The following is a 26,170-nucleotide window of genomic DNA, read 5'->3' as shown; positions in this document are numbered from 1 at the left end:
TTTAGTTTGTCTCTATCCATTACAATATTCATCGGTCAATTCCTCGGGTGAGGTTAATAGGCCGTGGACATTTACACAAATTTATTTACAGGCTCGCCGACTGCAACATCATCATCCTGCTTACGTTCGAGAGCAACAACCTGAGCTTAAGTGAGCACTTCACCCGTCTCAGCAACGTATTTCTCTAAAGCTGAAAGCCGCTTCTTGAATGATTCGAGATTGTGTCGCAACCAGACTGAACGTACTCCAGAGGGCGAAACAAACAATCCACGCCGGCGATGCTCATTGGAAACTCTGACTTGTAGCTAACTATTTAAAACTGGACTCTATCCATACTCTGTTCCTCAATCTAATAACAAGTGTTCGTTTGATAAATCGACTGTACAGATATTCTTAAATACTTATTTACCGTTAAATACAACACATCATGAGCGGTCAATTACGAAATAACTATGAGTAGCCAGAGATGTCAATGGAGCATTCGCCGAATCACCTCGTTAGACTTCAGCAAACCAAAAACTGAACGCAGGCTTGAAGTGATGACTCATTATTGAGCATCTCTATTTTCATTAATCTGGAAAAACATCAAACAGTATCCATTGCAACAAACAAACGCGAAAAACTCGCAATACTTGCAACAGCGGCAAAAACAGCACCTAGAACCAATGCATGTGTCGTGCCACTTTTGCTAGACAAGGTGAAGCATAGCGCTACTAAAGCGGCGCCTGATGCTTGCCCGATTAATCTCGAAGTCGCGACAATACCGCTGGCGCCACCTGCTCGCGATAACGGTGCAGAGCCCATGATGGCTTTGAGATTAGGGGCTTGAAAAAAACCGAAACCGATACCACACATCGCCATTCGCCAAGCAATATCGAATACGGACGGATCTAAAGGCATCAAGACAAGCGACGACATGCCAGCAGCTAGTGCAGCAAGGCCAATACCGCCCAGCGCTCCAGGTGAATAATGATCACTCAAACGCCCGGCAATAGGTGCCATGATGGCGACCAGCACCGCCCAGGGTGTCATCAAAAAACCAGTTTGTACCGGTGAGCGACCTAGTACTGTTTCGAAATAAAATGGCAATGACACGAAGGCCAGACTTTGGGTCGTAAAAGTACAAATTGATGTGAGCACCGAGAGTGCAAATAATGGTCTACGGAATAAATCGACCGGTAGCATTGGTGCCTGGTGCCCACTCTGACGGCGTAACAGTAAGACAAAAAAGATGATGGTCGCTATTAATTCGATTGCTAATGTATTGATATTTTCAAGGTGAGCGGCATCGCCAAATAGTAAGATTAAAAGACCAAAAGCACCCACATTATAAAAAGCGGTTAAACCATCAATCTTATGGGTTGCGCGGTGCGTGACTGGCAATACTTTACGACCCAAGAAAAATGCGAATACCCCGAGCGGTACATTAATAGCAAACAACCACGGCCAACTCCAAGCTGCGAGTATCAGCGATGCCGTCGTAGGGCCAACCGCAAACGCCACAGCGACCACGAGAGAATTTAATCCAAAGCCACGCCCTTGAAGATGTCTTGGGAAAATAGCTCTGAGCATCGCTGTATTTACTCCCATGATCGCACTTGCCCCAATACCCTGGAGCAAACGAGCAACGACCAGCGATGTTAACGACCAAGAACATGCACAACCGAGCGAAGCAATTGTAAAAAGTACTAAGCCTGCAATAGATACACGACGGTACCCGATGACTTCCCCCAAAGCAGCCAATGGCAATAGAGTTGCAACCATTGCCAGTTGGTACACGTTAATGATCCAGACCGAAGCTGCCGGAGACGTATGTAATTGTTCCGCCATAGCCGGGAGCGCAGTATTAGCTATTGCCGTATCCAGTGAGGCCATACCAACGCCAATCGCTAACGACAACATCGCCAGGTTACGTTCGCGGGTAGGCAAGCCATCCCTGTCTGCTAATCCCTGCTGTATATGTATGCTATTTTGCTGTGCCATCAGTGGATCAGTTTTTAAATTTTAGGAGTGAACAAAAATATCCGCACACTTTTGTCGTCATCCTTATTTCGTCGTGCTTATTTTTTTATATCTTGCCTATGTTTCGCTTATCTATTTTTTTATCATCGCCTGTAATTCAATGACTTCACAAATTGATGGCAGGTTTGTGATTGTATCGCCTGACGCCTGAAGCTGCTTATAACAAGCAGAACTAGTAGGGGCTATTTGAACTATCCAGCTAGCAGAAAATCCAAGGTAGACTTGCTCGATTTAGTCTACGCAAGAAGTCCACGCAATATAAATTAATCATTCTTGAAAAAGAAAGCACATGATAAAACTAAGTCTTCAACTATGTTTACGAGCAAGTACTGCAGCCGCAATGTTATTGATCGCTTCAGGGTGCGCACAGTCCCCAAAGACAACAAGCGATATAACTAAAAATAATAGTGATTATCATCCTGTGATTTTGGTTTCTATTGATGGTTTTAAACCCGATTATCTGCACCGTAACGTCACTCCTAATCTAAACAACCTTGTAGCAAATGACGTCTTTACTGAGGCAATGCGCCCCTCTTTCCCCTCGATTACTTTTCCCAACCATTACACCTTAGTTACTGGCATGCGACCAGATCACCACGGCATAGTAGGGAACACGATGGAAGATCCCAAGATACTCGGCGTAAAGTTTAGCCTTAGCAATAAAGCCGCCGTACTGGATCGTCGCTGGTGGGACGAGGCAGAACCAATTTGGGTCACGGCAGAAAAAAATAATGTACGCACAGCGACGATGTTTTGGCCTGGTTCTGAAGCAGATATTCATGGCGTTCGCCCTTCAGAGTTCCGTCCATTTGACGGCAAATTACCGCCAGACCAGCGGGTTGATACGATGCTGAACTGGTTAGACAAACCTCTTGAGTCGCGTCCGGGATTTTTAACTTTGTATTTTGATGATGTAGATCACGCAGGCCATGAGTTTGGTCCAGACACACCACAAACAACGCAATCAGCGGCGATGGTTGATCAGGCGATTGGTCGATTACTCGCAGGTCTTCAGCTGAGACATATTCAGGCTAACTTGATCATCGTATCTGATCACGGTATGGCGGCAACCAGTTCAGAGCGGGTTATAAGTCTTAGCAAAGTAGCGCCCTCCCCCAGTTACCGCTTAGTGACCAGCGGTAGTTATGCAGGAATCGAAGCAACTGCCGGGCAAGAAGATGTGTTGGCGGCGAGCTTACTCAAGCCGCATGACAATATGAAATGTTGGCGCAAAGAAGATATTCCTGCTCGCTATCACTACGGCCACAATGCCCGTGTTCCACACTTTGTTTGCCTAGCCAAAGTTGGCTGGCTGATCTTTAACGATATGAATGCTGACAATCGGTTTAACGGCGGCGCACATGGCTACGATAATTTATCGCCTGAGATGCAGGCACTTTTCATCGCTAACGGCCCTGCTTTTAAACAAGGCGTTGTGATACCGCCTTTTGATAACGTCGATATTTACCCATTGGTGATGAAGTTAATTGGAGTAGCTCCACTGGAATCTGACGGAAACGTTAGCGTACTGGTCGACACGCTACATTAAATAACTCTGCTTAAGAGTACAAGAGAATTCAAATGGTTAGCAACATTGCTAAAACAGCTAATGCCATCATTATTGTTGCTAACCATCCCAAGACTTTTAATCTGGTTGTAATGATGAACTGCCCCATGATTTCTGGTCGCACTGCCATCAACATCATGACGACCATAATCGGCACAGAAATCACGCCATTGATAACGGCACTCCAATACAAAGCTTTGATTGGATCAATCGGTGTGAAGCCAATCACGATACCAATCAAGGTTGATATAACGATGATGGCATAAAACCCTTTGGCCTTCAGCGGCGCTAACTCAAGACTATTTTTCCATTGAAACGCCCCTGCCATTGCATAAGCAGAAGATCCGGCTAATACGGGGATCGCCAGCAATCCCGTCCCAATAATGCCCGCACTAAACAACATAAAAGCAAACTCACCTGCAATCGGGCGCAGCGCTGTCGCAGCTTGCGATGAGGTCTGAATATCGGTAATACCATGCAAATTCAATGTAACGGCAGTCGTCAGGATAATAAAGAAAGCAACCAAATTTGAGAAGCCCATCCCTATATAAGTATCAATCTTAATACGCCGTAAATTGCTAGCTGCCTGCTCAGGAGCCTCAATCAAAGGTAGTGCTTTGGGGTCTGCTATTTGCTCCTCTACTTCTTGTGAGGCTTGCCAAAAAAACAGATAGGGACTGATAGTTGTACCAAATACGGCAACAACCGTGGTGATGTACTCTGTATTTAAGGTCACATGCGGTGCCAACACCTTTGCCAGGACGATTGTCCAGGGAATATGTACGACAAACACTGTCGCGACATAAGCCAATAAGGCCAATGTCAACCATTTCAATATACGAACATAGCGCCTGTAAGGAATAAACACTTGCAGCAGTAACGACAATACCCCAAACGCAACGGCATATAACTGCGCCGGACCTCCAACGATGAGTTTTAAGGCCTCACCCATCGCAGATACATCGGCAGCGATATTAATCGTGTTTGCAACCAATAAGAGTCCTATAACGCTATACAGCAGCCACGCTGGGTAGTGTCGACGAAGATTAGTCGCTAGCCCATGACCACTTACACGGCCTATCCTTGCGCTGACAACCTGAATGCCGACCATCAGCGGGTAGGTAAATAACACCGTCCACAGCATATTAAATCCGAACTGCGCACCTGCCTGGGAGTAGGTAGCAATCCCACTTGGATCATCATCGGCTGCGCCAGCAATTAAACCCGGACCGAGTTTTTTAAGCCAGGATTTTTCACTGGTGTTAGTTGTAACGTCTACATCTGTATCTGTATTTACCAATGACATAGTCTTTTTATAAGTTAATTTGCAATCACAATATCCGTGCAGTCCAAGGTCGGTAACACTTCATACACTCCATATTAAATTGCAATAATTAACAACCGTCCTGTCATAAATACTATATACAATAGGATACAATCAGAAATATTTAGTTACACAACTCGGTGGTTCTATGTACATTGCCAAACAAAAATCAGCTTCAATCGAGCGTCTTAGACCACTTGATACACTTGCCGCAATCGGCCCATTTAGCCGTGCTAAGTCATTGTCATCAGGTATTGGCCGTTTTGCATCGGACTTTTGCTGGGCGTATCGTACGGTGTTTCCAACCAAGCATGTAAGTTATGAGCGTCAGAGTCGTTTTTTATTACGTACGATCTTTACTTTACAACCAAGCGCTTCTTGGTTCAGATACTTAAAAGAGAGTTATCTGCGAGATATCGCCACCAAAGAACCGAGTTTGATTGAGGCAGTGCACCGCCCCTTCTTTGACAGAAATATCTCGGCCAACAAAAGAGTGCGCTTACTCAAAAGCCACTTTGAAGAATTTCACTCCATTTTTGGTTTACCACAGGCAGTGGATGTCATGATCGGAGACCGGGTTTCGCTGTGTCAGCTAGAAGGTAAAGGTGGAGAAAAGTTCACCATTAATCTATTACGCGAGGATGCCTACAAACGTGAAGGTGGCGTGACCTTAGAACTGACCATGAATGAAGCGCCCTTACTTTGTTTGACTTTTTCATTAGTAAGATCAGGACGTGAGATCTTGATCAAAGTTGGTGGCATACAGTCTAAAGGACTGCATTGCCGTGATGCAGCCAGAGACGCCACGCATGCTTTGCATGGCATCCAACCAAGATTGCTACTGATAGATGCCTTGAGAGCGATTGCCAGTCAAATTAACTGCACCAAGATTGAATGCATCAGTAAAGAAAATCATATCCACAGATCATGGAGATATCGATTTAAAAAAACAATTAACGCTGAATATAATCAGCTGTGGCTACTGGCTGGCGGAAAAGAGAATCACAGCGGAAATTTCGATATCCCGAGTGTTGTAGAAGAAAAATCCATAGATGAGCGCCCATCAAAAAAACGTAGCGAATATCGTCGTCGCGCGCTATTGATAGATGCGATGCGTCAGCAAATTTATCAAGAAATTTTCAAACCTGAAATCTGCCCTACTCTTTTATGGGCAACGCATAATCAAAATTTAATGCAAATGACCAAGGCAACGGAAGCAAGTAATGACAGCGAGTCCTACTTGGATCATGTAGAAATGATGTCTAAAGTCTGTTGATTTATTGCCTGAGGCAGGTACGCCTCTGATGCAATTCAAATACAAGACCAATACAACTCAGATGCAAATCAAACTAAACTCAAACACAAATTAAAAGTATTTAAAACTTAGTTGAGATTAAAAGCTACTGAATAATCCAATACCCGCGCTCCAGTCCGGGCTGCTCTGGTTTGCACCCTTGGACGCGTAGATACGAACACCACCTAATTCATTAATACGGTATGAACTAGAAATCTCGGTTGACTGAAAATACGATGTCCCGTTCACCGATGGTTGTTCTACCGTAAAAGTGACTGCCGTAGTCAACTTAGAAGAAAACTCTGTCGATAAAGAGACGTAGCCAGACCATACATTTTTAAGTTGAATGTTCTCGGTGATGCCGTTGATTTTTATCACACCAGGACTACCCAATACGGTGTACTTGGTTCCACCGCTGAGTAACGCTTTTTCAAACGGATAACTCCCTGTAACACCTAAAGAATAATCGTTTTTTCCTGTCCCCAATCCCTTGGTACTATCCGCCGCTGCAATCTTGGCACTCATCACAAAATTCATCGCGATTGCAGTTGCCGCGTCTGCAATAATTTCACGGTTGGCACTGATAAGAACATCTCCCGATCCAGATGACGACACCAGCTTAGGCACTATCCGCACACGTTTATTCACACGAGTTCTCAGCGTACCGGCAGGTGCGGTACGGTTTAAAGTGGACGTCGATAGCTGAAAATCAGTGTCATAGATAGACCATTGCACACTGATTGTTTTCTCTACCGTTTTACTCGCGACACTCTCAGAAAAATTGCCTGCGGTGTACGACGTACTCACATCAATATTGATCGGATCTCTCTGAGATATTTCAGTCACATCGCTATTCACTTCTTGGCACCAGACGTTGGCAGCAGGCGCCATTAAAGACATCGGCAAAACAAAGATAAAGAAAATCTGCTTGCGATTAAAACTGCGGAATTGACCTAGTCTACTCATTATTATTTGCTCTGCACAAGACAGAAATTCTATTTTAGTGATGGAGTTGAAGTACGCATATTTGATGCTCTTTTTATTGCTCTTTTTAATGCTTTTTTATACGAATTTAATCCCTACGACATTGTTACAGATTGTTGCAGAATTTAGAAGGAAATTGTCATCCGTATGAGGATAAGCAACGTTTTGAAGCTAGGATGGCGAACAACAAAACTAACAGCACGCATCTTCAATCCTTGCAATATAAATACAAGCATCTCAATTGATTGAAATGCATAAAAAAATCCTCAAGCTAATGCAGTCAACAAGACCAAATCATCGTGCCAATATCACAGCGCATCATCATCGGAGCATCAAATGACAAAACATAAATGGGTACTGAGCGCAGCGGCTATATCAATGTTAAGTGCCTGCGTCGTCGCGCCACCACCGCCACCGAGAGTGGTCTATGTGCAGACGCAAGCGCCTGTCGTTTACCAAGCACCGGCACCACAATCAGTTGTCAGCGTATATATCGATCCGCCCATTTATCAGCCGCCTCCGGTCAGAGTGGCATGGGCACCTCCGGCGATGCTGGTAGAGCTGCCACCACCTCAACCATTTGATGGAGCGGTGTGGACCGGTGGTTATTGGGTGTGGGACGGCAATTGGATTTGGGCGCATGGTCGCTGGGCACCACCACCACAAATAGGTTATGCCTGGGTACATCCTTATTATGAAAATCGCGGAGGTTCGGTGATTTTTGTGAATGGTTTTTGGGCAGCGCCAGGTGTGCGGTTTATTGCACCGTCTATTAGTTTAAATATCGCATTTGCGGCAGTCAACGTTGGCGTTATCGCAGGACCACGCCCAATCGGTCCGGATGGATGCTTTGTTCCACCGCCACCGGGATCTCGTTTTGGCTTAATCGTACCTGCGCCAATTGGTACTCCACCGGCAGTCGTTACAGGTGCACCACCAGTCATCCGGGAAGGGATGCGCATTAACTCAAATAACAATAATGTAAATAATAGTAACAACACCAACGTCACTAATAACGTGACGAACAATGTTAACAACATCAAAAATGTCACCAACGTCACGAATGTCACCAACGTAACTATCGTTGCGCCACCAGGCGTAACTGCTAACGGGCAAGCGGTTAATACCTTGGTTCCGGCGCAAGCTCATCTGGCTGCAATGATGCCGCCAGTAGTCAAAGCGATGGCACCAGAACCTGCCTCTGCAAAACCAATACCTGCCTTTGTACCTGGCAGAGGTCCGGTAACTATGCCAGCACCGCAAATGGTCCGATCAGAGGTGCAGCCGCACATGATGCAAGCGACACAAAATCATCCAAACGATCAAGCTAAATCAACGGCAACAGCTACACCACAAGCCGCGCCTATGCATGCCTCAGTGCCACAGTCGCCATCACCGTCACCTACTAATTTAGGTCCGAATTTAAGCCCAAACTTAAGCCCAAATGCAGCGGTGAATAACACGCCGCAACCAATGCAGCAAAATCAAGCACCAGCGCAATCCAAAGGACAGCCAACAGCGCAGCAGCCAAATCCACCACGTGACAAAAATGCGATGGAGCAAGCTAAATCTAAAGATGCAAATCCTTATCCTGCACCAAGCAAACAGGATCAAAAATATAAAGACGATGCGCAGAAGAGGGAAAGAATGCGGCAGGAACAAGACGCCCACCAGCATGCCGGAAAAGAAAAATCAAAGGAACAAATAAAAGAAGAAAGAGAACGGGCTGAAAAAGAAAAGCATGAGCGGTAGCATGACCTGAAGCTTGCCGTAATTTGATGATGGCTGCGCAAATTAACCAAGCGCAGCCATCTTTATAATAAGCTAACGAAAACAAAAATTACATATACTCCCCATAATTTTTCATATAATCAGCCTTTTGACCAATGATATTATGGACAATCAAAATATACTTACTACGAGTATTATTCTTTAGCTTATACGTATTAAGCTTACTGATGACAATTTAAGGCAACGTACGCGGCACTTAAAATCAGGTTCACAACGTAGTCAGCTTATGCTCATCATATGTGCGAATGTATGTGCGTATATATGTGCGCAAGGTTAATAGCGATATAAATCAGCGCCCTAGATTGACTCTGATCGCACTGCTTTTAACAAGCGCAGTCCATTAAATACCACAATCAAACTCGCCCCCATATCGGCAAATACAGCCATCCATAGCGTTGCCATTCCCATCATCGCCATTATTAAAAATACGATTTTAATGCCCAGCGCAATCGCGATATTTTGTTTGAGAATGGCAGAAGTCCGGCGACTCAGACGGATAAATTGAGGAATTTTTCTGAGGTCATCATCCATCAAAGCGACATCGGCAGTTTCTAAGGCAGTGTCACTTCCGGCAGCGCCCATAGCGAAGCCAATAGTGGCTTGCGCCAATGCCGGAGCATCGTTAATACCATCACCCACCATACCGACAGTACGATAATCGGCGATCTCTTGTTTGATCGCTGCTAGTTTGTCTTCTGGCAGCAAATTGCCGCGTGCATCATCGATACCGGTCTGGCGTGCGATTGACTTAGCGGTCAATGTGTTATCGCCAGTCAGCATCACGGTGCGGATTCCTAACTGATGTAATTCCGCAATCGCAGCACGGCTGGTGTCACGCACTGCATCAGCGACGGCGAACAGTGCGATAGCGTGATTGTCGTTACTTAAGATGACGACGCTTTTGCCTTCCGCCTCCAGGCGATTTAGCGCAGCCTCGATCACCGGATTGCAGATACCTAACTCCTCGATCAGGCGATGATTACCCAGGTAATGATATTGAGCAGCGATTTGGCCTTTGATGCCACGTCCGGTCAGCGCTTCAAAATCAGTCACTGCATCAACCGATACATTAACGTTTTTTTCTTGGCTAAATAAATGGATCGCAAGCGACATCGGATGATCAGAGCGCGCAGCTAACTGGGCGGCAAGGCGCAAGCCATCTTGCTCCGTACCGGACAACATCACCACATCGGTGACTTGCGGTTTGCCCTGTGTGATCGTACCCGTTTTATCCAGCGCAATTGACTTGAGATAACGCCCCTCCTCCAGATAACGCCCACCTTTGATCAAGATACCGGCCTTGGCAGCAGCCGACAATCCGCTGACCACGGTAACAGGGGTAGAAACTACCAACGCGCAAGGACATGCAATCACCAGTAAGACCAGTGCTTTATAAAACCAAATCATCCATGGCAAACCCATTGCCAATGGCGGAACAATGGCGATGGCCAGTGCGATCAAAAATACACAAGGCGTATAGATCTTCGCAAAACGATCCACAAAACCTTGAGTCGGCGCTTTACTAGCTTGCGCCTCTTCCACCGCGTGAATAATGCGCGACATGGTGGAATCATTTTGTAATGCCGTCACCGTGTAGTCAAAAGAACCTGTCTGATTAATCGTCCCGGCAAACACTTTATCGCCGGGCGCTTTTTCAACCGGCATGCTCTCGCCTGTGATGGGTGCCTGGTTGATGGTTGATTGTCCTTTGCTAATCAGACCGTCCAGCGGTATCCGCTCACCAGGTGCAACCCGAATGCTGGCACCAAGCTGCACACCCGCCGCCGCGATGACTTCCCATTTGCCATCGACTTGCAATACCGTCGCCTGTTCAGGCGTCATCGCCATCAAGCCACGGATTGCGTTGCGGGCACGATCTAGCGATAGAGCTTCGATCATTTCCGCCAGGGTAAATAAGACCATCACCATCGCCGCCTCCGGCCATTGCTGCAGAATGACAGCGCCCGTCACCGCGATGGACATCAAGGCATTGATGTTGAGATTCGCATTTTTTAAAGCAATCCAACCTTTTTTGTATGTCCCTAAACCGCTTAAACTAATCGCAAATAAGGACAACACAATCACTGGCCAACTATTCTCAGACCCACTGATAAAAGCAATCACTTCTGCGATGACCGCAGCTAGTCCAGCGACGCCAATCAGCATCCATTTTTTACGAACAGAGCCAGATTGATTATTAGATGTTTGCTTCGTATCGCGGTTGACAGATGCGTCTTCGCTCACCAACACCGCATCCATCCCAATTGCCTTCAATGCAGATTGCACCTGAGTCAGTTGATCTGCCAGATGAATCACCGTCAACTTACGTTGCATCAAGTTGAAGTGCAGTTTGCTGATACCTTCCATGTTCGCAAACTTATTGCGTATCAATGCCTCCTCAGTCGGGCAATCCATATTTTCAATGGAGAATAAGGATTTCACGCTGCCAGCTGCAGCGATCAACTCCGTCTTACCAGCGACTAAGTCCATATCCGGCTTGTGATTGCCTGATGCAGCGTCAGGCGCATGCGAATGATCGTGGCTACAGCTATGCCCATGTTGATGCTGATCGTCAGGATGGGCCTGATGAGCAGGTTCATGATCAATTTCCTTATCGGATGGATGGCGATGCGGATGATGGTCGTGCGGCATGTTGTATCCTAAAAAAGCGTATATTGCACATTAGAGACCCTGTAGTAGGTATAGAGTCAAGCGTAATCTGGAAATAAAGGCATTTTATGGCGAAGGATCTAATGAATAGAGATCAGAACCCTGCATCCAGCGGTGGTTTAAAAATCGGTGAACTGGCGAAACGCACAGGTTGTCTGGTAGAGACCGTGCGCTATTACGAGAAAGAAAAATTGTTACCACCGCCAGCACGCTCGGATGGCAATTTCAGGCTGTATGACGATGGACACGTAGAGCGACTGCAATTTATCCGCAACTGCCGCTCGCTGGATATGACGCTAGAAGAGATACGTCGCTTGCTAAAGTTCCGCGACGCGCCACAAGAAAATTGTGCAGAAGTGAATACGCTGCTGGATGAACATATCCATCATGTAGCACACAGAATCGCTGAACTCAGCAATTTGCAAACGCAGCTAAGTGAGCTACGCAGACTATGTCAGCACGTACAAGCGAATAGTGATTGTGGGATATTGCAGAGTCTAGCAAGAGCCGATGGTGGTGCACCGGCTTATCTGGGTACACATCACGGTGGCTGTCATTGATTGAATTCATGTAATCGTGCTGCCACAAATGTAGTCAAAAAGAGAGTCTCAGACTCAGCTTGAGGCTCTTTTTTATTTGGTATTTGTTCGTCGACTATTTGTAGTGGTCCACATTGGGTCTGACGGGCTTTGTCTGGTGATCGGCTGCTTCGTGCTCGAAGGCGCTAATCAAACGATTTTCTTGAGCGTCCGAATAGGGATGAAAGCGGACCACCCTTCGAATCCACTAGACATAGCCTCAAGTCGTGCGTAATCTATCGCACTTGTCACGCAGGCAATTTTCAAGACAATTGAACAACTTCGCTTGTTGGGAAATTGCTTCAAAAGTGAAATGCGCGGCGTCCATGAAAGCTGTCTGCTTTTCCTGGTTATTTAGTACTGATAAAAATTACAGCATATTGCTGAAAGCATTACAGAGCAACAGTTTCGAAGGAACTGTCTCGCCAGGATAGGCGGACAGGCCACCAGGTTAGGCGGAATTTTTTTCACTCTATTTGAAGTTAATCGTCAAATCATATGCTTCCGAAGCCCCAATTCACAGCCGAGTTGAAATTTCATTTCCGGGAACATGGACCGGAACGGCGTCATTGGTTTTTATTTGACGAATCTCTTCATCGACGAGTCCCAATGGCAATGGATGGAGTTGAAGGCCTCAACACCGTAGGGATGTGGATTGAGTCACCCGGAACGTTCAAAGCTGGTGATTTAGCGTGTGTTCGTTGCGTCGTACTTGCACCTGAACTATTTAGCCGTGTTGTCAAGCCTGGAGTAAAGTTCGAGCTATGGGATGGAGGATTCCTAGCGACTGGTACAGTTCTTGAACGGAATGAGGAAGGTTGGCCGCATGACGCTTAACAGGATGGTCGATCGGACTGGCCGAAATTCGATTCAGTATATATTAATTGTGTGGGCGGCCATCCGCTCACCGTTGCGTTAGGCAGCTATGAAGCGGCACATACTCACATTTGAAGAATCCGTACAACGGCATTGTTCGTTGCGGCTCACCAACTGCGGCGGCCCAACATCCCATGGCTTAGATGGTTACGTCTGCGAAAACTGCCTCGCCTATATAGTGGCTCAGTTTGCCGCTAATCAGGACCTTAGCAAAGTACACTGCAATTATTGCGGAAAGAGTCCAACTTTCGATGTTGCGCACGGTGCTCCCATCTGTGAATCCTGCGCTCAACAAGGTCTTAAGTCTGCGCGCCATTGGTACAATCTCCGTGGCGAGGGTACAAATGCCTAACCCATCATTCAAGCGGGACGCGCTAAAGCGCGCCCCTTAATTCAGACGTTAGCCATCTAGATAGATATGCTGAAACTATATAAATTTTCCGATGCCAGAAAAGAATACTGGGAAACTTGGAGTACTGGAAATGGATTTCACGCGGTCCATTGGGGAGAACTCGGCACGCGAGGTGAATCAAAAACGATCAAGTCCTCTTTCTTCAAGAAGGCTGAGACGATTATTCAAAAAGAAGTTGATGGCCTTATCGCAAATGGATTTCGTCCGATTGAGCAGGAAGAACATGCAACGCTTCTCATTGAATACTTGGTTGACGGTATGGGGACTCAAGAAGACATTGAGAAAAGGCACCGTCTCGAAGCACTTATAAATGAAACGCTTGGATGGACGGGACTAGGGGCATGCGATGGAGGAAGTATTGGAAGTGGATCTATGGAAATTTGTAATTTTGTAGTCGATTTCGAAGTGGCCAAAGTAGTGATTGAAAAGGAGTTGGTCGGCACAGAATTTTCTAATTACACTCGCATCTTTGGTGAGAATGCTTAATTATATGGCTAACATGGTATTCGTAACGGACGCGCAAATTAGCGTTTTTTTCAATTCATAAATTCGTGCGCGCGCCGCACAACTCAACGTTATGCGGCAAGATATGAAGCTAGCTGGAGATATGCGGGTCGATGGACAGTCCATCGGGATACTTAAAGACAAGGAGACGTCTGGCTGCATCGACTATTTCTTTGTCGCCGACTTATGGTGCAAAGATCCACGCTATGAAAGTCGCCACATGTTTGCGAGGGAATGCCGTGGCCTCTTTCGCTTTGACAAGGGAACGCTGGACGTGGAACTTCTCTTTCCAATGGCCGGTGACGAATCTGGAAGTAGATTTAATAAGGCAGCCTCAAAGGTGCTCAAGGAATTTCGTTCAAATGGTCAATGGCCTGAAAGAACTCAGTATGCATTGGGCTAACCGCATAACAGGACGTTTGCCGGGGGAATCACCAATGACGATTTCTCTCTTTATTAATTTTATGGTGGCGGCGATCCCGACACCTCAGCGTTAGCTCTCAAGGCAATCTCTATGCGTGACCGTATTCCAACCGCTTTTATTTCCTTTGCTGCCACTGAAATGACGAGCAGCGGCCTCACTGGTTCGAAACTAGTTGAAATTACTTCCGCTTATGCCGCTGATTTTGGGATTGATATTCCGCATGCGCGGTATCCTTTTGAATCGCCTAATAAACGAACAGCCCTCTTAGATAATTTGCTTTGCTTCGCTCCAAAGCAGCAATATCAAATCATTCGCGAACTATGTGATCGCCTGAATCCTGATGGGACTATCGCTTCACTTGTGACACTCAAAGTAAAGCTATTCTCTGAGTACAATGAATTCGCCGATCAAGATAATAGTAATTCAATCCACAGAACTCTAGTAATCGAAACCCAGCACTGGCTTTCCGATCACCCTGAGGTCAAAAAGCTATTCGATGAGGCGCTTCAGAAACACGACCATGGTGTCTTTAGGCGCAATACTCTTGATGATTTACGTTTGGCACTCGAAATATTGGTTCGGCGGTTATTTAATAACCAAAAATCGCTTGAAAACCAAATCTCTCTTCTAGGTCAATATGTTAAAGATCGGGGAGGATCGCTGCAATTGGCGAATATGTTTGAAAGACTTGTCGACTATTACACCAAGTATCAGAATACTTATGTCAAACACGACGACGCCGTGATCATGGCTGAGATCGAATTTGTATTTGAACTTACTTGCTCCTTTATGAAACACTTTCTTCGTTTGAAAAGTGTTCAGAGCTAACATGACGATGGACAGGGAATCGCCGACAAAGGCTGTTCTATCACTTAAGTATTCGGTGTCGGCGATCCCGGCATCTCAACGTTAGCCTATGAAGAATGCCGACGAATACCTCGAACTAATTACTTCAGTTGCTGATCTGGACGATCCGAGCGAAGTGGATCTTGCCCAGAAGTTCATGATCGACGCGCTCTATCGGGTGACCGCGGATTTGCCTCAGCAAGCTCGCGATGCGGCTGCGGTCGCAAATCGGTTTTCGACCGGAGTTGCATCAGAAACCGAATTAGAAAGTGAGCGAGTTCGTTTGTGGAATTCGATCTGTGGTCGCGACATGTCTAGTGACACTGACGTACTGCGTACTCGTACCGCAATTCACGTGTTGTACCCGCCCGAGTCTCTCGATATGTACGATAACCTTGCTTCGTTTTTGGATTTTTGGTTAAGGAGCGGTCTCAGCGAAGCGAAACTTGCTGCAGTACTTGAAAACGACTATGGGCTAACATGACATACGAAAATGACGCGCGAATCAGCGGTTTCTGTAAATTCATTGATCGGTGCGCGCGCCTTTCAATCCAGCGTTATTACTACTAGGAGCCACATGAGTAACACTGATGAAAAAATAATAGAACTTAGTAAGACCAAAATGCTTCTGCTAATTGCATGTGCGTGCGCGTTTGTGGTCGGTGGTCTGTGGATGGTCCAATTAGATTCAGCCGAAATTGAATTTCATCGGCGCTTCAATAGTCCCATACTTGTTCATTTAATTGGAGTGATATCGATTGCGTTCTTTGGTCTTTGTGGATTGTTCGGAGTCAAAAAAATCTTCGACAAAAAGCCCGGGCTTATTTTGAGTGCTGCCGGAATATTCGATAATTCAAGCGGTGTTTCAGCGGGACTCATTCCATGGTCAGAGATCGTAGGATTTGACATATTTGAGGTGCAAAAGCAAAAAACGCTTATCGTCAAAATAACCAACCCAGAGCGGTATATTGAGGTAGGTGGTCCCTTGCAACGGACGCTCAACAGGATGAACTTCAAGTTGTGCGGTAGCCCCATCGCAATTACATCGAACTCATTAACAATCGGATTCGACGAGCTGCTCGATGTCTGCAATTTGTATTTTAAAAAATATGGAAAAAATGCATAACTTGACTCTCGACAGGGAGTCGCGAATCAGATTTTATTTTCATACGTGACGGCGACTCCGTCAGCGCTGCGTTAAAGCCGCACATTTTCGAGCGGCAACCGCTTCCTTTCAGTCACAACAAGATGTAGGTTCGACGATCGCTACTGAGCAGAATGTGCCAAAACCAGAAAAATCAGCTCAAACTTCCTTCACAATCAAAGGTGATTAAGTCTTGCCTTTCAAGAGTTCACCCGACGGTGACAAGCAAAGAATTGCAAGCCACGCGCCAAATAAAAAGCCGCGCTGTAGTGCAGTGAAACTGAATAGGTAATGCAATCCTTGCGCAAGCTTGAAAGATTTTGTGATTTCCGCGATTTACATCACATATGAAATAAAGAGCGTGGACAATGCGGTAATGGCAGCCACAAACCTCCATTTCCGTTCACGCTTTGATTCATCATTCGTTGAAGTCAGACGTAGCACGAAGGACATGAGTAGCGAATACAAACTCAATCTTATGCCTTAGACTTCTCGTTGCGTTCGCCGAGAAAAAAAACGATTCAATAAGACAGTCGTTCTCAGTTCAACCCAGAACCAACACTGATTATTTACAGACAACGACCGTCGCGGTCCTCAAAACCGCTCCTTGAAAATCTATTTCTTCAATTGCGACAAATCACGCACAGCGCCGCGATCTGCTGAGGTCGTGAGTGCTGCATAAGCTTGTAATGCTTGCGATACATAACGATCACGATTGACGGGCAACCATGCGGCATCGCCTTTGGCTTCCATCGCGGCGCGACGTGCGGCCAATATCGCATCGCTGATACGTAAGTTGATACTGCGTTGTGGGATGTCGATGTCGATCATATCGCCCTCTTCCACCAAACCTATCGCACCACCTTCTGCTGCTTCTGGTGAGGCGTGGCCGATTACCAAACCTGAGGAGCCGCCGGAAAAACGTCCGTCGGTAAACAAGGCGCAGACCTTGCCTAGACCTTTTGATTTGATGTACGACGTCGGGTACAGCATCTCTTGCATGCCTGGGCCGCCTTTTGGACCCTCGTAACGGATGATGACGGCATCTCCTTCATGCACGGTGTCGCCCATAATGGCGTCCACTGCCGCATCCTGGCTTTCAAACACGCGCGCTTTGCCACTGAACTTGAGAATACTTTCATCCACACCGGCGGTCTTTACAATACAACCTTTTTCAGCCAGATTGCCGTACAAAACAGCGAGGCCGCCATCTTGCGAATACGCGTGGGCTTTATCGCGAATACAGCCTGTGCTGCGGTCGGTATCCAATGACGCGAAGCGTTCAGATTGCGAGAAAGCTGTTTGTGTCGGCACGCCACCTGGAGCCGCGCGGAACAACTGGTGCACCGCCGGATCTTGTGTACATGTGATGTCGTTATTGGCAATCGCATCGCCCATGGTCTTGCTGTGGATGGTCGGCAAGCTGGTATCGAGCAAACCGCCACGCGCCAGTTCACCGAGAATACTGATAATGCCACCCGCACGATGCACATCTTCGATATGGTACTTATCCGTCATCGGTGCAACTTTGCACAGACACGGAACTTTGCGTGAGATACGGTCGATGTCTGCCATGCTAAATTCAACACCGGCCTCATGTGCAGCAGCCAGCAAATGCAATACTGTATTAGTCGAACCACCCATCGATACATCGAGTGCCATCGCGTTTTCGAACGCGGCTTTGGTAGCGATATTGCGTGGCAGTACAGAAGCGTCATCTTGCTCGTAATAGCGTTTGGCAATATCGACAATCAGACGACCTGCGCGCAAGAATAATTCTTTGCGATCAGAGTGGGTGGCCAAGATTGTGCCATTACCAGGCAAAGCCAAGCCCAAGGCTTCTGTCAGACAGTTCATGGAATTGGCGGTGAACATGCCAGAGCAAGAGCCGCAGGTCGGGCAAGCAGAGCGCTCAATCTCAGCCACATCGGCATCACTCACGCTACTGTCGCCTGCTTTGATCATGGCATCGACCAGATCAAGCTTGATGATTTTTTGTGTCCCGTTAACGACTTTGATCACCTTGCCGGCTTCCATCGGGCCACCGGAGACAAACACCACCGGAATATTGACCCGCATCGCCGCCATCAACATACCTGGTGTGATTTTATCGCAATTGGAAATACACACCATCGCGTCGGCGCAATGTGCATTCACCATGTACTCGACAGAATCGGCGATCAGATCACGCGATGGCAGCGAATACAGCATCCCGCCGTGGCCCATTGCGATACCGTCGTCCACTGCAATCGTGTTGAATTCTTTAGCCACGCCACCCGCCGCCTCGATCTCACGCGCGACCAATTGGCCCAGGTCTTTTAAATGCACATGACCCGGCACAAACTGGGTAAAAGAATTCACCACGGCGATGATAGGTTTATCGAAATCGCCGTCCTTCATGCCAGTAGCGCGCCACAGTGCGCGGGCGCCAGCCATGTTGCGGCCATGAGTTGTGGTACGTGAACGATATTGCGGCATGATGTATCTCCAAAAAATAATATGCCTAGCGTGCGCTTTGCCTATCTTTATGTCAAATAGGGGTTTTAGGCGATATTAGGTCGAATCAGATATGAATTAGATTAGGAAATCTAATTTCAAAACACAAGATCCCAAAAAAATGATCCTGTAATGTCAGCCAAAATAGTATCTGATCAGCACTAACTCTACGAACTAAATCCGCAAATAACCTCAATACCAGTCTTGCGCTATGCTGTTCCCTTCCAAAGTAATCGCAACAGGAATTCGACGTGCAAACACTGACTATTTTTTATGATGGCGCATGCCCTTTATGCCTTGCGGAGATTGTGCTGCTACGGTCTAAAAATCAACGCGACTTGCTCCGGTTTGTCGATATCGCTGATCAACATTATCAGTCTGATCGCTACCAGATTAGTTGCGAGCAAGCGATGGCGCAGATACATGGGCGGCTGGAAGGCGATGGCAAAAGCACTGTGACACTCATCGGTGTGGATGTATTTGCGGCAGCCTATCAACGCACGGACTTAAAACTACTGGCGTGGATTTACACACGCCCCTGGTTGCGCCCTATACTCATTCTCTCTTATCGTTTTTTTGCAAAATACCGTCATACCATCTCTCGTTTATTCGGGCCGGCAATGTTATCGTGGGCAAAAAAACGCACCCAAACGAAAGTAACTGACTGATATGGCAAACTCCACTTCTTCCACCGTACCCGCTTTAAATGTCTTCGGACAACCGCTAGTCCCCTGCTCGTTTGATCCGCTAACGGGTTTTTTCCGCGATGGCTGTTGCAAGACCAATCAGGAAGATGTTGGCACACATATTGTCTGTGCTGTGATGACGGCAACGTTTTTAGCGTTTAGCAAAAGCCGTGGAAATGATTTAAGTACGCCGCGGTTGGAATGGAATTTCCCTGGCTTGCAACCGGGTGATCAATGGTGCCTGTGCGCCAACCGCTGGCTAGAAGCACTGGCAGAGGGCGTTGCGCCCCTGGTCGTTTTAGAGAGTACCAATATCAACATGCTTAAGTTAGTTGAGTTAGAGGTACTGGAGCAGTTTGATAGTCGTATCGGGCTGGACTAATTGTCGCCGGGTAGATGAATTTTTCTTAATCTATCTTCAGTTTTTTTAATTTCAATTCTCTATTATCCAACTCAACACAACATGGCTTTTTCTCTAGACAACTTGTTAGTCATCGGCATATCATCCCGCGCGCTGTTTGATCTGGAAACGGAAGAGGCGATTTTTCAAAACGAAGGATTGGCCGTTTATCGTCAGCACCAGCTCGCGCATGAAAACACCATCCTCAAGCCCGGTGCTGGTTTTGCACTGGTCAAAGCGCTGCTGCATTTAAACACCCTTACGCCTGATCATCGCTTGGTCGAAGTCGTCATCATGTCGCGCAATTCCTCAGAAACCTCATTGCGGATTTTTAACTCGATCAAACATTATGGTTTGGATATTTCGCGTGCGGCTCTGGTCGGCGGCGCATCCTTATCGCCGTATTTGCAGGCATTTAATCTCAGCTTGTTTTTGTCCCTGCATGAGGATGATGTGCAGGCAGCGATTAATTCTGGGGTTGCCGCAGCATTGCTGTACCGGATGCCGGATAACCCACAACAAGAGCTGGAGCAAATCCGCATTGCCTTCGATGGCGATGCCGTGATTTTCTCTGACGAATCTGAACGGATTTTTCAGGAGCAAGGCATCGAAGCGTTTGAACAACACGAGCGCGACAATGCCAGCAAACCCTTACCAGAAGGCCCGTTTGCCCGCTTGCTGGTCGCCCTCTCTTACTTGCAAAATAATTTTAAAAGTCCCGATGGCAGAGCCTTCCCCTTGCGCACAGCACTGGTAACAGCACGCTCATCACCGGCCCACGAACGCGTCATCCGCACCCTGCGCGCCTGGAACATCGCCATTGACGAAACCTTCTTCATGGGCGGCGTGCATAAATCAGCGGTACTCGCCGCGTTTAAACCGCATATGTTTTTTGATGATCAACCGGGACATTGCGAACGTGCCTCCAGCGTCGTTGCGACCGGGCGCGTGCCGATCAAACAATAAGTCAGCGTTTTAAGAGCTACGTCATTACTGAAATAAGATTTAAGCAAAACTGCCATAACAGCCTTGCCGCGTCTTGCCGGGACAATTTTGCGTTCATACTGCACAAGGGAAACCACACATACTCCCCACTTATTTTTTTAAAATCTACTTATTTCCCATTTAATATATGGACGATAATCTTATACATAGAGGGAGTATAAATAAAATAAGAGATAAACCCGTGCATATTGAGTCAGGTCAGATATCTAATTCAATCTCAACAATTCGAGCGGTGGAGCAACCATTGCGCCAGGCTTTACAAACTGTTGCTAAAGCCAGTGCAGCAATAAACTTTATCTTTCAAAAGTTGGGCGCGTGTCTATACACCGCGTGTTTATTTAAAAACTCGCAATACGACCAGCACATGTCAAACGTTGCGCTGACGCTACAAATATTGACGAAACAAAAATTGCTTTCAACGACTTGTTAGGCATAAGATTATTCTGCAATTACAACAACCTTAATCTCAATGTCTGTGATCTTGATCATGATTAAGGATATTTCTGCATTCACTGTGAGCGTCAGAAACGAGACAACAGCATCGTATGCCTGCTCCATTTGGCATTCGTTCTCCGTTACTTCAATTCGCTATCCAACGTCGTTACTCCACTATCTTGATAGGAAAAGAAATGAATTTTTTCACTAACATGAAAATCGGTCAACGCCTTGCTCTGGGTTTTGCCTTGATCTTACTATCAATGGTCGCATTGTTAGGTGTCAGCATATGGCAGTTATCGAAGGTAGCAACGACAACAGAAGATATTTTAAAAACGCCATTGATGAAGGAGCGCTTAGTCTCAGACTGGTACCGTGTAATTCAGTCTGGGGTCCGGCGTACGACCGCTGTCGCAAAAAGTTCTGACGCCAGTTTAAGCACCTTTTTTGCCAGTGATTCTGTCGCCTCCAGCAAACAATCCTCGTAACTGCAAAAAACGATCGAAGGTTTGCTGACCACAGATGAGGAGCGCAAACTATTCGAGCAGCTAGGAACAACAAGAAAAGCCTATATCGTTGCCAGAGATGCGATTTCAAAAGCAAAACTGGATGGCAATGTGGACGAGGTGAATAAAATTTTCGATACGACTTATTCGGCATCGGCAAAAGGCTATCTCGATCAACTACAGCAATTACTCGATCTGCAACGTGCGACGATTAATCAAATGTCAGCAAGTATACAGAAGACAAATGAGCAAAGCCGAACCTTATTAATCGTTTTTGGCTTTGTATTGTTTGGGCTGGGATGGCTACTGGCATGGCGTCTTGCAGTCAGCATTACACAGCCATTAAAACAAGCGGTAAAGATAGCAGAGACCATTGCCTCAGGAGATTTGACCTCGCATATTGACGGAGAAGCGAGTGACGAGACAGGTCAATTACTCAGGGCCTTGCAAGCGATGAACGATAATTTACTCAAAATTGTGAGCCAGGTCAGAGCAGGTACCGAGACCATCGCCGAGGCCTCCGCTGAAATTGCTACCGGTAATTTAGACTTATCCAATCGCACAGAACAACAAGCAGGTTCGCTTGAAGAAACCGCATCCACTATTGAGGAACTAACAGCGACCGTGCGGCACAATGCTGAAAGTGCCCGCCAGGCTAACCAGCTCGCCGTATCGGCATCCGATATCGCTACGCAAGGCGGTATAGTTGTAGATCAGGTAGTTGAGCGTATGGGGTCTATTAATGAATCATCTAAAAAGATCGTCGACATTATCAGCGTCATCGATAGTATCGCTTTTCAAACTAATATTCTGGCGCTGAACGCAGCGGTTGAAGCCGCCCGTGCCGGTGAACAAGGTAGAGGCTTTGCCGTCGTTGCATCCGAGGTACGCAATCTGGCACAAAGGAGTGCTGGCGCAGCAAAAGAGATCAAAACACTGATCGATGACTCGGTAGAAAAAATTGATAATGGCAGCAAACTGGTGGAAAAAGCTGGTGCGACGATGGTCGAGATTGTGGCCAGCGTCAAACGGGTTGTCACTATCGTCGGAGAAATCACCTTGGCCGGTAAAGAACAGAGCTCAGGTATTGAGCAAGTCAACAATGCGATTACCCAAATGGACGAGGCAACCCAGCAAAATGCCGCCTTAGTAGAGCAAGCTGCTGCCGCCGCACAATCATTACAGGATCAGGCAGAGAGCTTGGCCGGCGTCGTCAGACAATTTAAATTGAGCGACCATCATCAACTGGCGCTGCTAGGTCACTAAAGCGAGTCTGCATTGACGAATGCCGTTGGTCGATTGCGAAGAAATTGAGATTACATTTAATATACTCCCCAATCAATCTACTAAACTATACTCGATTGTGCATATATTCTCTGGACAATTTAAATATACTCCATTACAGTATATTTAATCAACGACCATAAAAATCTGAGGAATACAAATAAAAACGGATCTCGCTATCATCGAGATCCGTTTTTTATCTGCTGTCAGGTATCTGCGAAATATGCCCCTACCAGCTCCCAACTGAGGCGCTATGATCAACGCTGCGCTACCGCATCCACCACACACAAGGCTGTCATATTCACGATACGGCGTACCGTCGCTGATGGCGTCAGAATATGGACTGGCCTAGCGCAACCCAACAAAATAGGACCGATCGCAATGTTGTTACCAGCGGTAGTTTTGAGCAAGTTATAAGAAATATTGGCTGCATCAATATTTGGCATCACCAGCAAATTAGCATCACCACGGAGGGTCGTATTTGGCATCATTTTTTTACGATAGGTTGAGTCCAGCGCGGTATCGCCATGCATCTCGCCATCGATTTCCAGATCAGGGGCATCACGCTGAATGATCGCTAATGCAGCCCGCATTTTTTGTGCGGACTCGCTATTGCTAGAACCAAAATTAGAATGCGATAACAGAGCGGCTTTTGGTAATAATCCAAAACGACGCATTTCTTCTGCCGCCAGAATAGTGATCTCTGCGATTTGCTCTGCGGTTGGATTTTCATTCACATGCGTATCCACCAAAACCACCTGACGGTCTGGCAAAATCAGGCAGTTCATCGCCGCATTTACTTTGACGCCTTCCCGTTTGCCTAATACCTCGTTGATGTATTTCAGATGTAAATTAGTGGTGCCAAATGTGCCGCAAATCATGCCATCGGCATCGCCCTTATGGATCATCATCGCGCCGATCAAGCTGTGGCGACGACGCATTTCTAACTTGGCATATTGCTCGGTCACGCCTTTGCGACAAGTAATCTCATGATACGACTGCCAGTAGTCGCGGTAACGTGGATCAAATTCAGGATTGATGACTTCAAAATCGACACCGGCTTTTAAACGCAGACCAAATTTTTCGATGCGCTGATCCAGGATATTCGGGCGACCGACCAAAATCGGCTTAGCGAGTTTTTCATCCACAATCACTTGCACCGCGCGCAGTACACGCTCTTCTTCGCCTTCGGCATAGACAATACGTTTGCGCTCGTCCAGTGCTTTTTTCGCCACCTGGAATAGCGGCTTCATAAAGGTACCGCTGTGATACACAAACTGCTGCAACTTGTCGGCATAAGCCTGCATGTCTTTGATCGGACGCGCTGCCACGCCGGACTCTTCTGCCGCCTTGGCAACCGCAGGTGCGATCTTGATCATCAAGCGCGGGTCAAACGGTTTAGGGATCAGATACTCTGGGCCAAACGATAAATTGCTGATGCCGTAAGCGGAAGCGACGACGTCAGATTGCTCTGCCTGCGCCAGCTCTGCAATCGCATGAACGACCGCGATTTCCATCTCACGCGTAATCGTCGTTGCGCCGCAATCTAAGGCACCGCGGAAGATGTATGGGAAGCACAATACATTGTTAACTTGATTGGGGAAATCAGAACGCCCAGTTGCCATAATGGCGTCATCACGGACGGCTTTCACTTCCTCAGGCAAAATCTCTGGCGTCGGATTTGCCAGAGCAAAAATCAGCGGTCTGTCCGCCAATGCTTTGACCATGTCTTGCTTGAGTACACCAGCAGCAGACAAACCGAGGAAAATATCTGCGCCAGGAATCACTTCTTTCAAACTGCGGGCGCTGGTTTCTTGCGCGAAGCGTTCTTTGTCCGGGTCCATCAATTCGGCACGGCCTTTATAGACGACGCCAGCCAGATCCGTGACAAAAATATTTTCTAACGGGAAGCCAAGATCAACGATCAGATCCAGACAAGCCAGTGCTGCAGCACCTGCGCCAGAAACGACTAGTTTGCAGTTTTTGATATCTTTACCGACGACTTTCAGGCCATTTAAAATCGCGGCGCCGACGATGATCGCGGTGCCATGCTGATCATCATGGAAGACCGGAATCTTCATGCGGTCACGCAGTTTACGCTCGATGTAAAAACATTCCGGCGCTTTGATATCTTCTAGATTAATACCGCCGAAGGTCGGCTCCAGCGAGGCGATGATATCGACTAATTTGTCAGGATCAAGCTCATTGATTTCGATATCGAAGACATCAATACCGGCAAATTTTTTGAACAGAACGCCCTTACCTTCCATCACTGGCTTGGATGCCAGCGGGCCAATATTGCCTAAACCCAAGACGGCAGTACCGTTTGTGATCACGCCAACCAGATTACCGCGGGCCGTGTATTTAAAGGCATTGGCTGGGTCAGCGACGATTTCTTCACAGGGCGAGGCGACACCTGGAGAGTAGGCCAACGCCAGATCGCGCTGATTTGTCAATTGTTTAGTGGGAGTAACGCTGATTTTGCCCGGGGTTGGAAACTCATGGTATTCCAGCGCAGCCTGGCGCAATTGTTGACGCATTAGTTCTTTTTGATCTACTGACGAATCCATGCTTTGTTGCCTCTCTTATTGTTTATTTACTGCAATCTGTCGGTTGGTCTGTGATTTTAGCAGAGGGAATACTCTAACTTTATACGTATTTGTACGACTCTCATGACTTTTACGCATAACTTAATACGTTTTTTTATGCTGAGCTAGTAAAAATCTAGGGAAGTCAGTTGAATTTCAAGCTGGATTTAAAGCTAGGCTCAATCCTGGATTTCATTCAAATCATAGCTAAAATAAAAGTAAACCCAAAACACTATAGCAATTAACTATCAAATAGAAAGGAACAATCAATTTCCCAAATTGATTAATATTTTCTATCATTCGTTTCAGATTGATAGCAATCAAAAGCAAACCA

Annotated in this window: 18 protein-coding genes and 2 pseudogenes; 13 read left to right on the top strand and 7 right to left on the bottom strand. The window is 46.7% G+C overall.

Annotated elements, in window-relative coordinates; genetic code table 11:
- Window positions 1-149: 149 nt before the first annotated feature.
- Window positions 150-302, bottom strand: a pseudogene (locus tag AAKU64_RS09835) (IS481 family transposase); the annotation flags it as partial.
- 283 nt (window positions 303-585) lie between these two features.
- Window positions 586-1,983, bottom strand: a complete 1,398-nt coding sequence (locus tag AAKU64_RS09830; protein WP_354330292.1) for an MFS transporter — start codon at window positions 1,981-1,983, stop codon at window positions 586-588.
- Window positions 1,984-2,362: 379 nt separating this feature from the next.
- Here AAKU64_RS09830 and AAKU64_RS09825 point away from each other — a divergent pair, with 379 nt between their 5' ends.
- The gene (locus tag AAKU64_RS09825) at window positions 2,363-3,571 is read left to right on the top strand and encodes an alkaline phosphatase family protein (protein ID WP_354362067.1); all 1,209 of its coding nucleotides are present in this window, start codon (window positions 2,363-2,365) and stop codon (window positions 3,569-3,571) included.
- A 28-nt stretch (window positions 3,572-3,599) separates the two neighbouring features.
- Here the strand turns inward: AAKU64_RS09825 and AAKU64_RS09820 are convergent, their stop codons facing one another.
- Window positions 3,600-4,895 carry an NRAMP family divalent metal transporter gene (locus tag AAKU64_RS09820; protein WP_354330296.1) on the bottom strand — a complete coding sequence of 432 codons (1,296 nt, stop codon included), beginning with the start codon at window positions 4,893-4,895 and terminating at the stop codon, window positions 3,600-3,602.
- 166 nt (window positions 4,896-5,061) lie between these two features.
- On the opposite strand from AAKU64_RS09820, the gene AAKU64_RS09815 reads away from it, so the two are divergent.
- Window positions 5,062-6,189 (top strand): VirK/YbjX family protein, encoded by a 1,128-nt coding sequence (locus tag AAKU64_RS09815; RefSeq protein WP_354330298.1) that lies wholly within the window; start codon window positions 5,062-5,064, stop codon window positions 6,187-6,189.
- Window positions 6,190-6,306: 117 nt separating this feature from the next.
- On the opposite strand, the gene AAKU64_RS09810 is transcribed toward AAKU64_RS09815, so the two are convergent.
- A complete protein-coding gene (locus AAKU64_RS09810) occupies window positions 6,307-7,173 on the bottom strand; it encodes a hypothetical protein (protein WP_354330300.1) in 867 nt (288 codons plus the stop codon).
- A gap of 354 nt (window positions 7,174-7,527) precedes the next feature.
- Here AAKU64_RS09810 and AAKU64_RS09805 point away from each other — a divergent pair, with 354 nt between their 5' ends.
- A complete protein-coding gene (locus AAKU64_RS09805) occupies window positions 7,528-8,943 on the top strand; it encodes a hypothetical protein (RefSeq protein ID WP_354330301.1) in 1,416 nt (471 codons plus the stop codon).
- 336 nt (window positions 8,944-9,279) lie between these two features.
- Here the strand turns inward: AAKU64_RS09805 and AAKU64_RS09800 are convergent, their stop codons facing one another.
- The gene (locus AAKU64_RS09800) at window positions 9,280-11,634 is read right to left on the bottom strand and encodes a heavy metal translocating P-type ATPase (RefSeq protein ID WP_503012698.1); all 2,355 of its coding nucleotides are present in this window, start codon (window positions 11,632-11,634) and stop codon (window positions 9,280-9,282) included.
- 101 nt (window positions 11,635-11,735) lie between these two features.
- Here AAKU64_RS09800 and cadR point away from each other — a divergent pair, with 101 nt between their 5' ends.
- The 6 genes from cadR to AAKU64_RS09770 all read left to right on the top strand — a co-directional run bounded on the left by cadR (window position 11,736) and on the right by AAKU64_RS09770 (window position 16,418).
- On the top strand, window positions 11,736-12,212 hold the full coding sequence (gene cadR / locus AAKU64_RS09795) for a Cd(II)/Pb(II)-responsive transcriptional regulator (protein WP_354330303.1): 477 nt from the start codon (window positions 11,736-11,738) through the stop codon (window positions 12,210-12,212).
- 1,312 nt (window positions 12,213-13,524) lie between these two features.
- Window positions 13,525-14,004 carry a hypothetical protein gene (locus AAKU64_RS09790; RefSeq protein WP_354330305.1) on the top strand — a complete coding sequence of 160 codons (480 nt, stop codon included), beginning with the start codon at window positions 13,525-13,527 and terminating at the stop codon, window positions 14,002-14,004.
- 103 nt (window positions 14,005-14,107) lie between these two features.
- Window positions 14,108-14,425: a hypothetical protein gene (locus AAKU64_RS09785; protein WP_354330307.1), complete on the top strand. Its 318-nt coding sequence runs from the start codon at window positions 14,108-14,110 to the stop codon at window positions 14,423-14,425.
- 111 nt (window positions 14,426-14,536) lie between these two features.
- On the top strand, window positions 14,537-15,274 hold the full coding sequence (locus AAKU64_RS09780) for a hypothetical protein (RefSeq protein WP_354330309.1): 738 nt from the start codon (window positions 14,537-14,539) through the stop codon (window positions 15,272-15,274).
- Window positions 15,275-15,362: 88 nt separating this feature from the next.
- On the top strand, window positions 15,363-15,776 hold the full coding sequence (locus tag AAKU64_RS09775; RefSeq protein ID WP_354330311.1) for a hypothetical protein: 414 nt from the start codon (window positions 15,363-15,365) through the stop codon (window positions 15,774-15,776).
- A gap of 93 nt (window positions 15,777-15,869) precedes the next feature.
- A complete protein-coding gene (locus tag AAKU64_RS09770) occupies window positions 15,870-16,418 on the top strand; it encodes an STM3941 family protein (protein ID WP_354330312.1) in 549 nt (182 codons plus the stop codon).
- Window positions 16,419-17,051: 633 nt separating this feature from the next.
- Here AAKU64_RS09770 and ilvD read toward each other — a convergent pair.
- A complete protein-coding gene (gene ilvD, locus AAKU64_RS09765; protein ID WP_354362066.1) occupies window positions 17,052-18,914 on the bottom strand; it encodes a dihydroxy-acid dehydratase in 1,863 nt (620 codons plus the stop codon).
- 269 nt (window positions 18,915-19,183) lie between these two features.
- Here ilvD and AAKU64_RS09760 point away from each other — a divergent pair, with 269 nt between their 5' ends.
- From AAKU64_RS09760 to AAKU64_RS09740, 4 genes and pseudogenes are all read left to right on the top strand, one after another.
- Complete coding sequence (locus tag AAKU64_RS09760; RefSeq protein WP_354362065.1) at window positions 19,184-19,600, top strand: thiol-disulfide oxidoreductase DCC family protein; 417 nt, start codon at window positions 19,184-19,186, stop codon at window positions 19,598-19,600.
- 1 nt (window position 19,601) lies between these two features.
- Complete coding sequence (locus AAKU64_RS09755) at window positions 19,602-20,000, top strand: DUF2237 family protein (protein ID WP_354330318.1); 399 nt, start codon at window positions 19,602-19,604, stop codon at window positions 19,998-20,000.
- An 81-nt stretch (window positions 20,001-20,081) separates the two neighbouring features.
- A complete protein-coding gene (locus AAKU64_RS09750) occupies window positions 20,082-20,984 on the top strand; it encodes a 5'-nucleotidase (RefSeq protein ID WP_354362064.1) in 903 nt (300 codons plus the stop codon).
- A gap of 668 nt (window positions 20,985-21,652) precedes the next feature.
- Window positions 21,653-23,230: pseudogene (locus tag AAKU64_RS09740) on the top strand (methyl-accepting chemotaxis protein).
- A 275-nt stretch (window positions 23,231-23,505) separates the two neighbouring features.
- On the opposite strand, the gene AAKU64_RS09735 reads toward AAKU64_RS09740, so the two are convergent.
- Window positions 23,506-25,818, bottom strand: coding sequence for an NADP-dependent malic enzyme (locus AAKU64_RS09735; RefSeq protein WP_354330324.1), 2,313 nt, complete (start codon window positions 25,816-25,818; stop codon window positions 23,506-23,508).
- Window positions 25,819-26,170 lie beyond the last annotated feature (352 nt).

The sequence above is a fragment of the Undibacterium sp. GrIS 1.8 genome (assembly GCF_040544445.1).
Lineage (GTDB): Bacteria > Pseudomonadota > Gammaproteobacteria > Burkholderiales > Burkholderiaceae_D > Undibacterium.
Note: the sequence above shows the minus strand (reverse complement) of the source record. Positions and strands in the feature narration are given on the sequence as shown.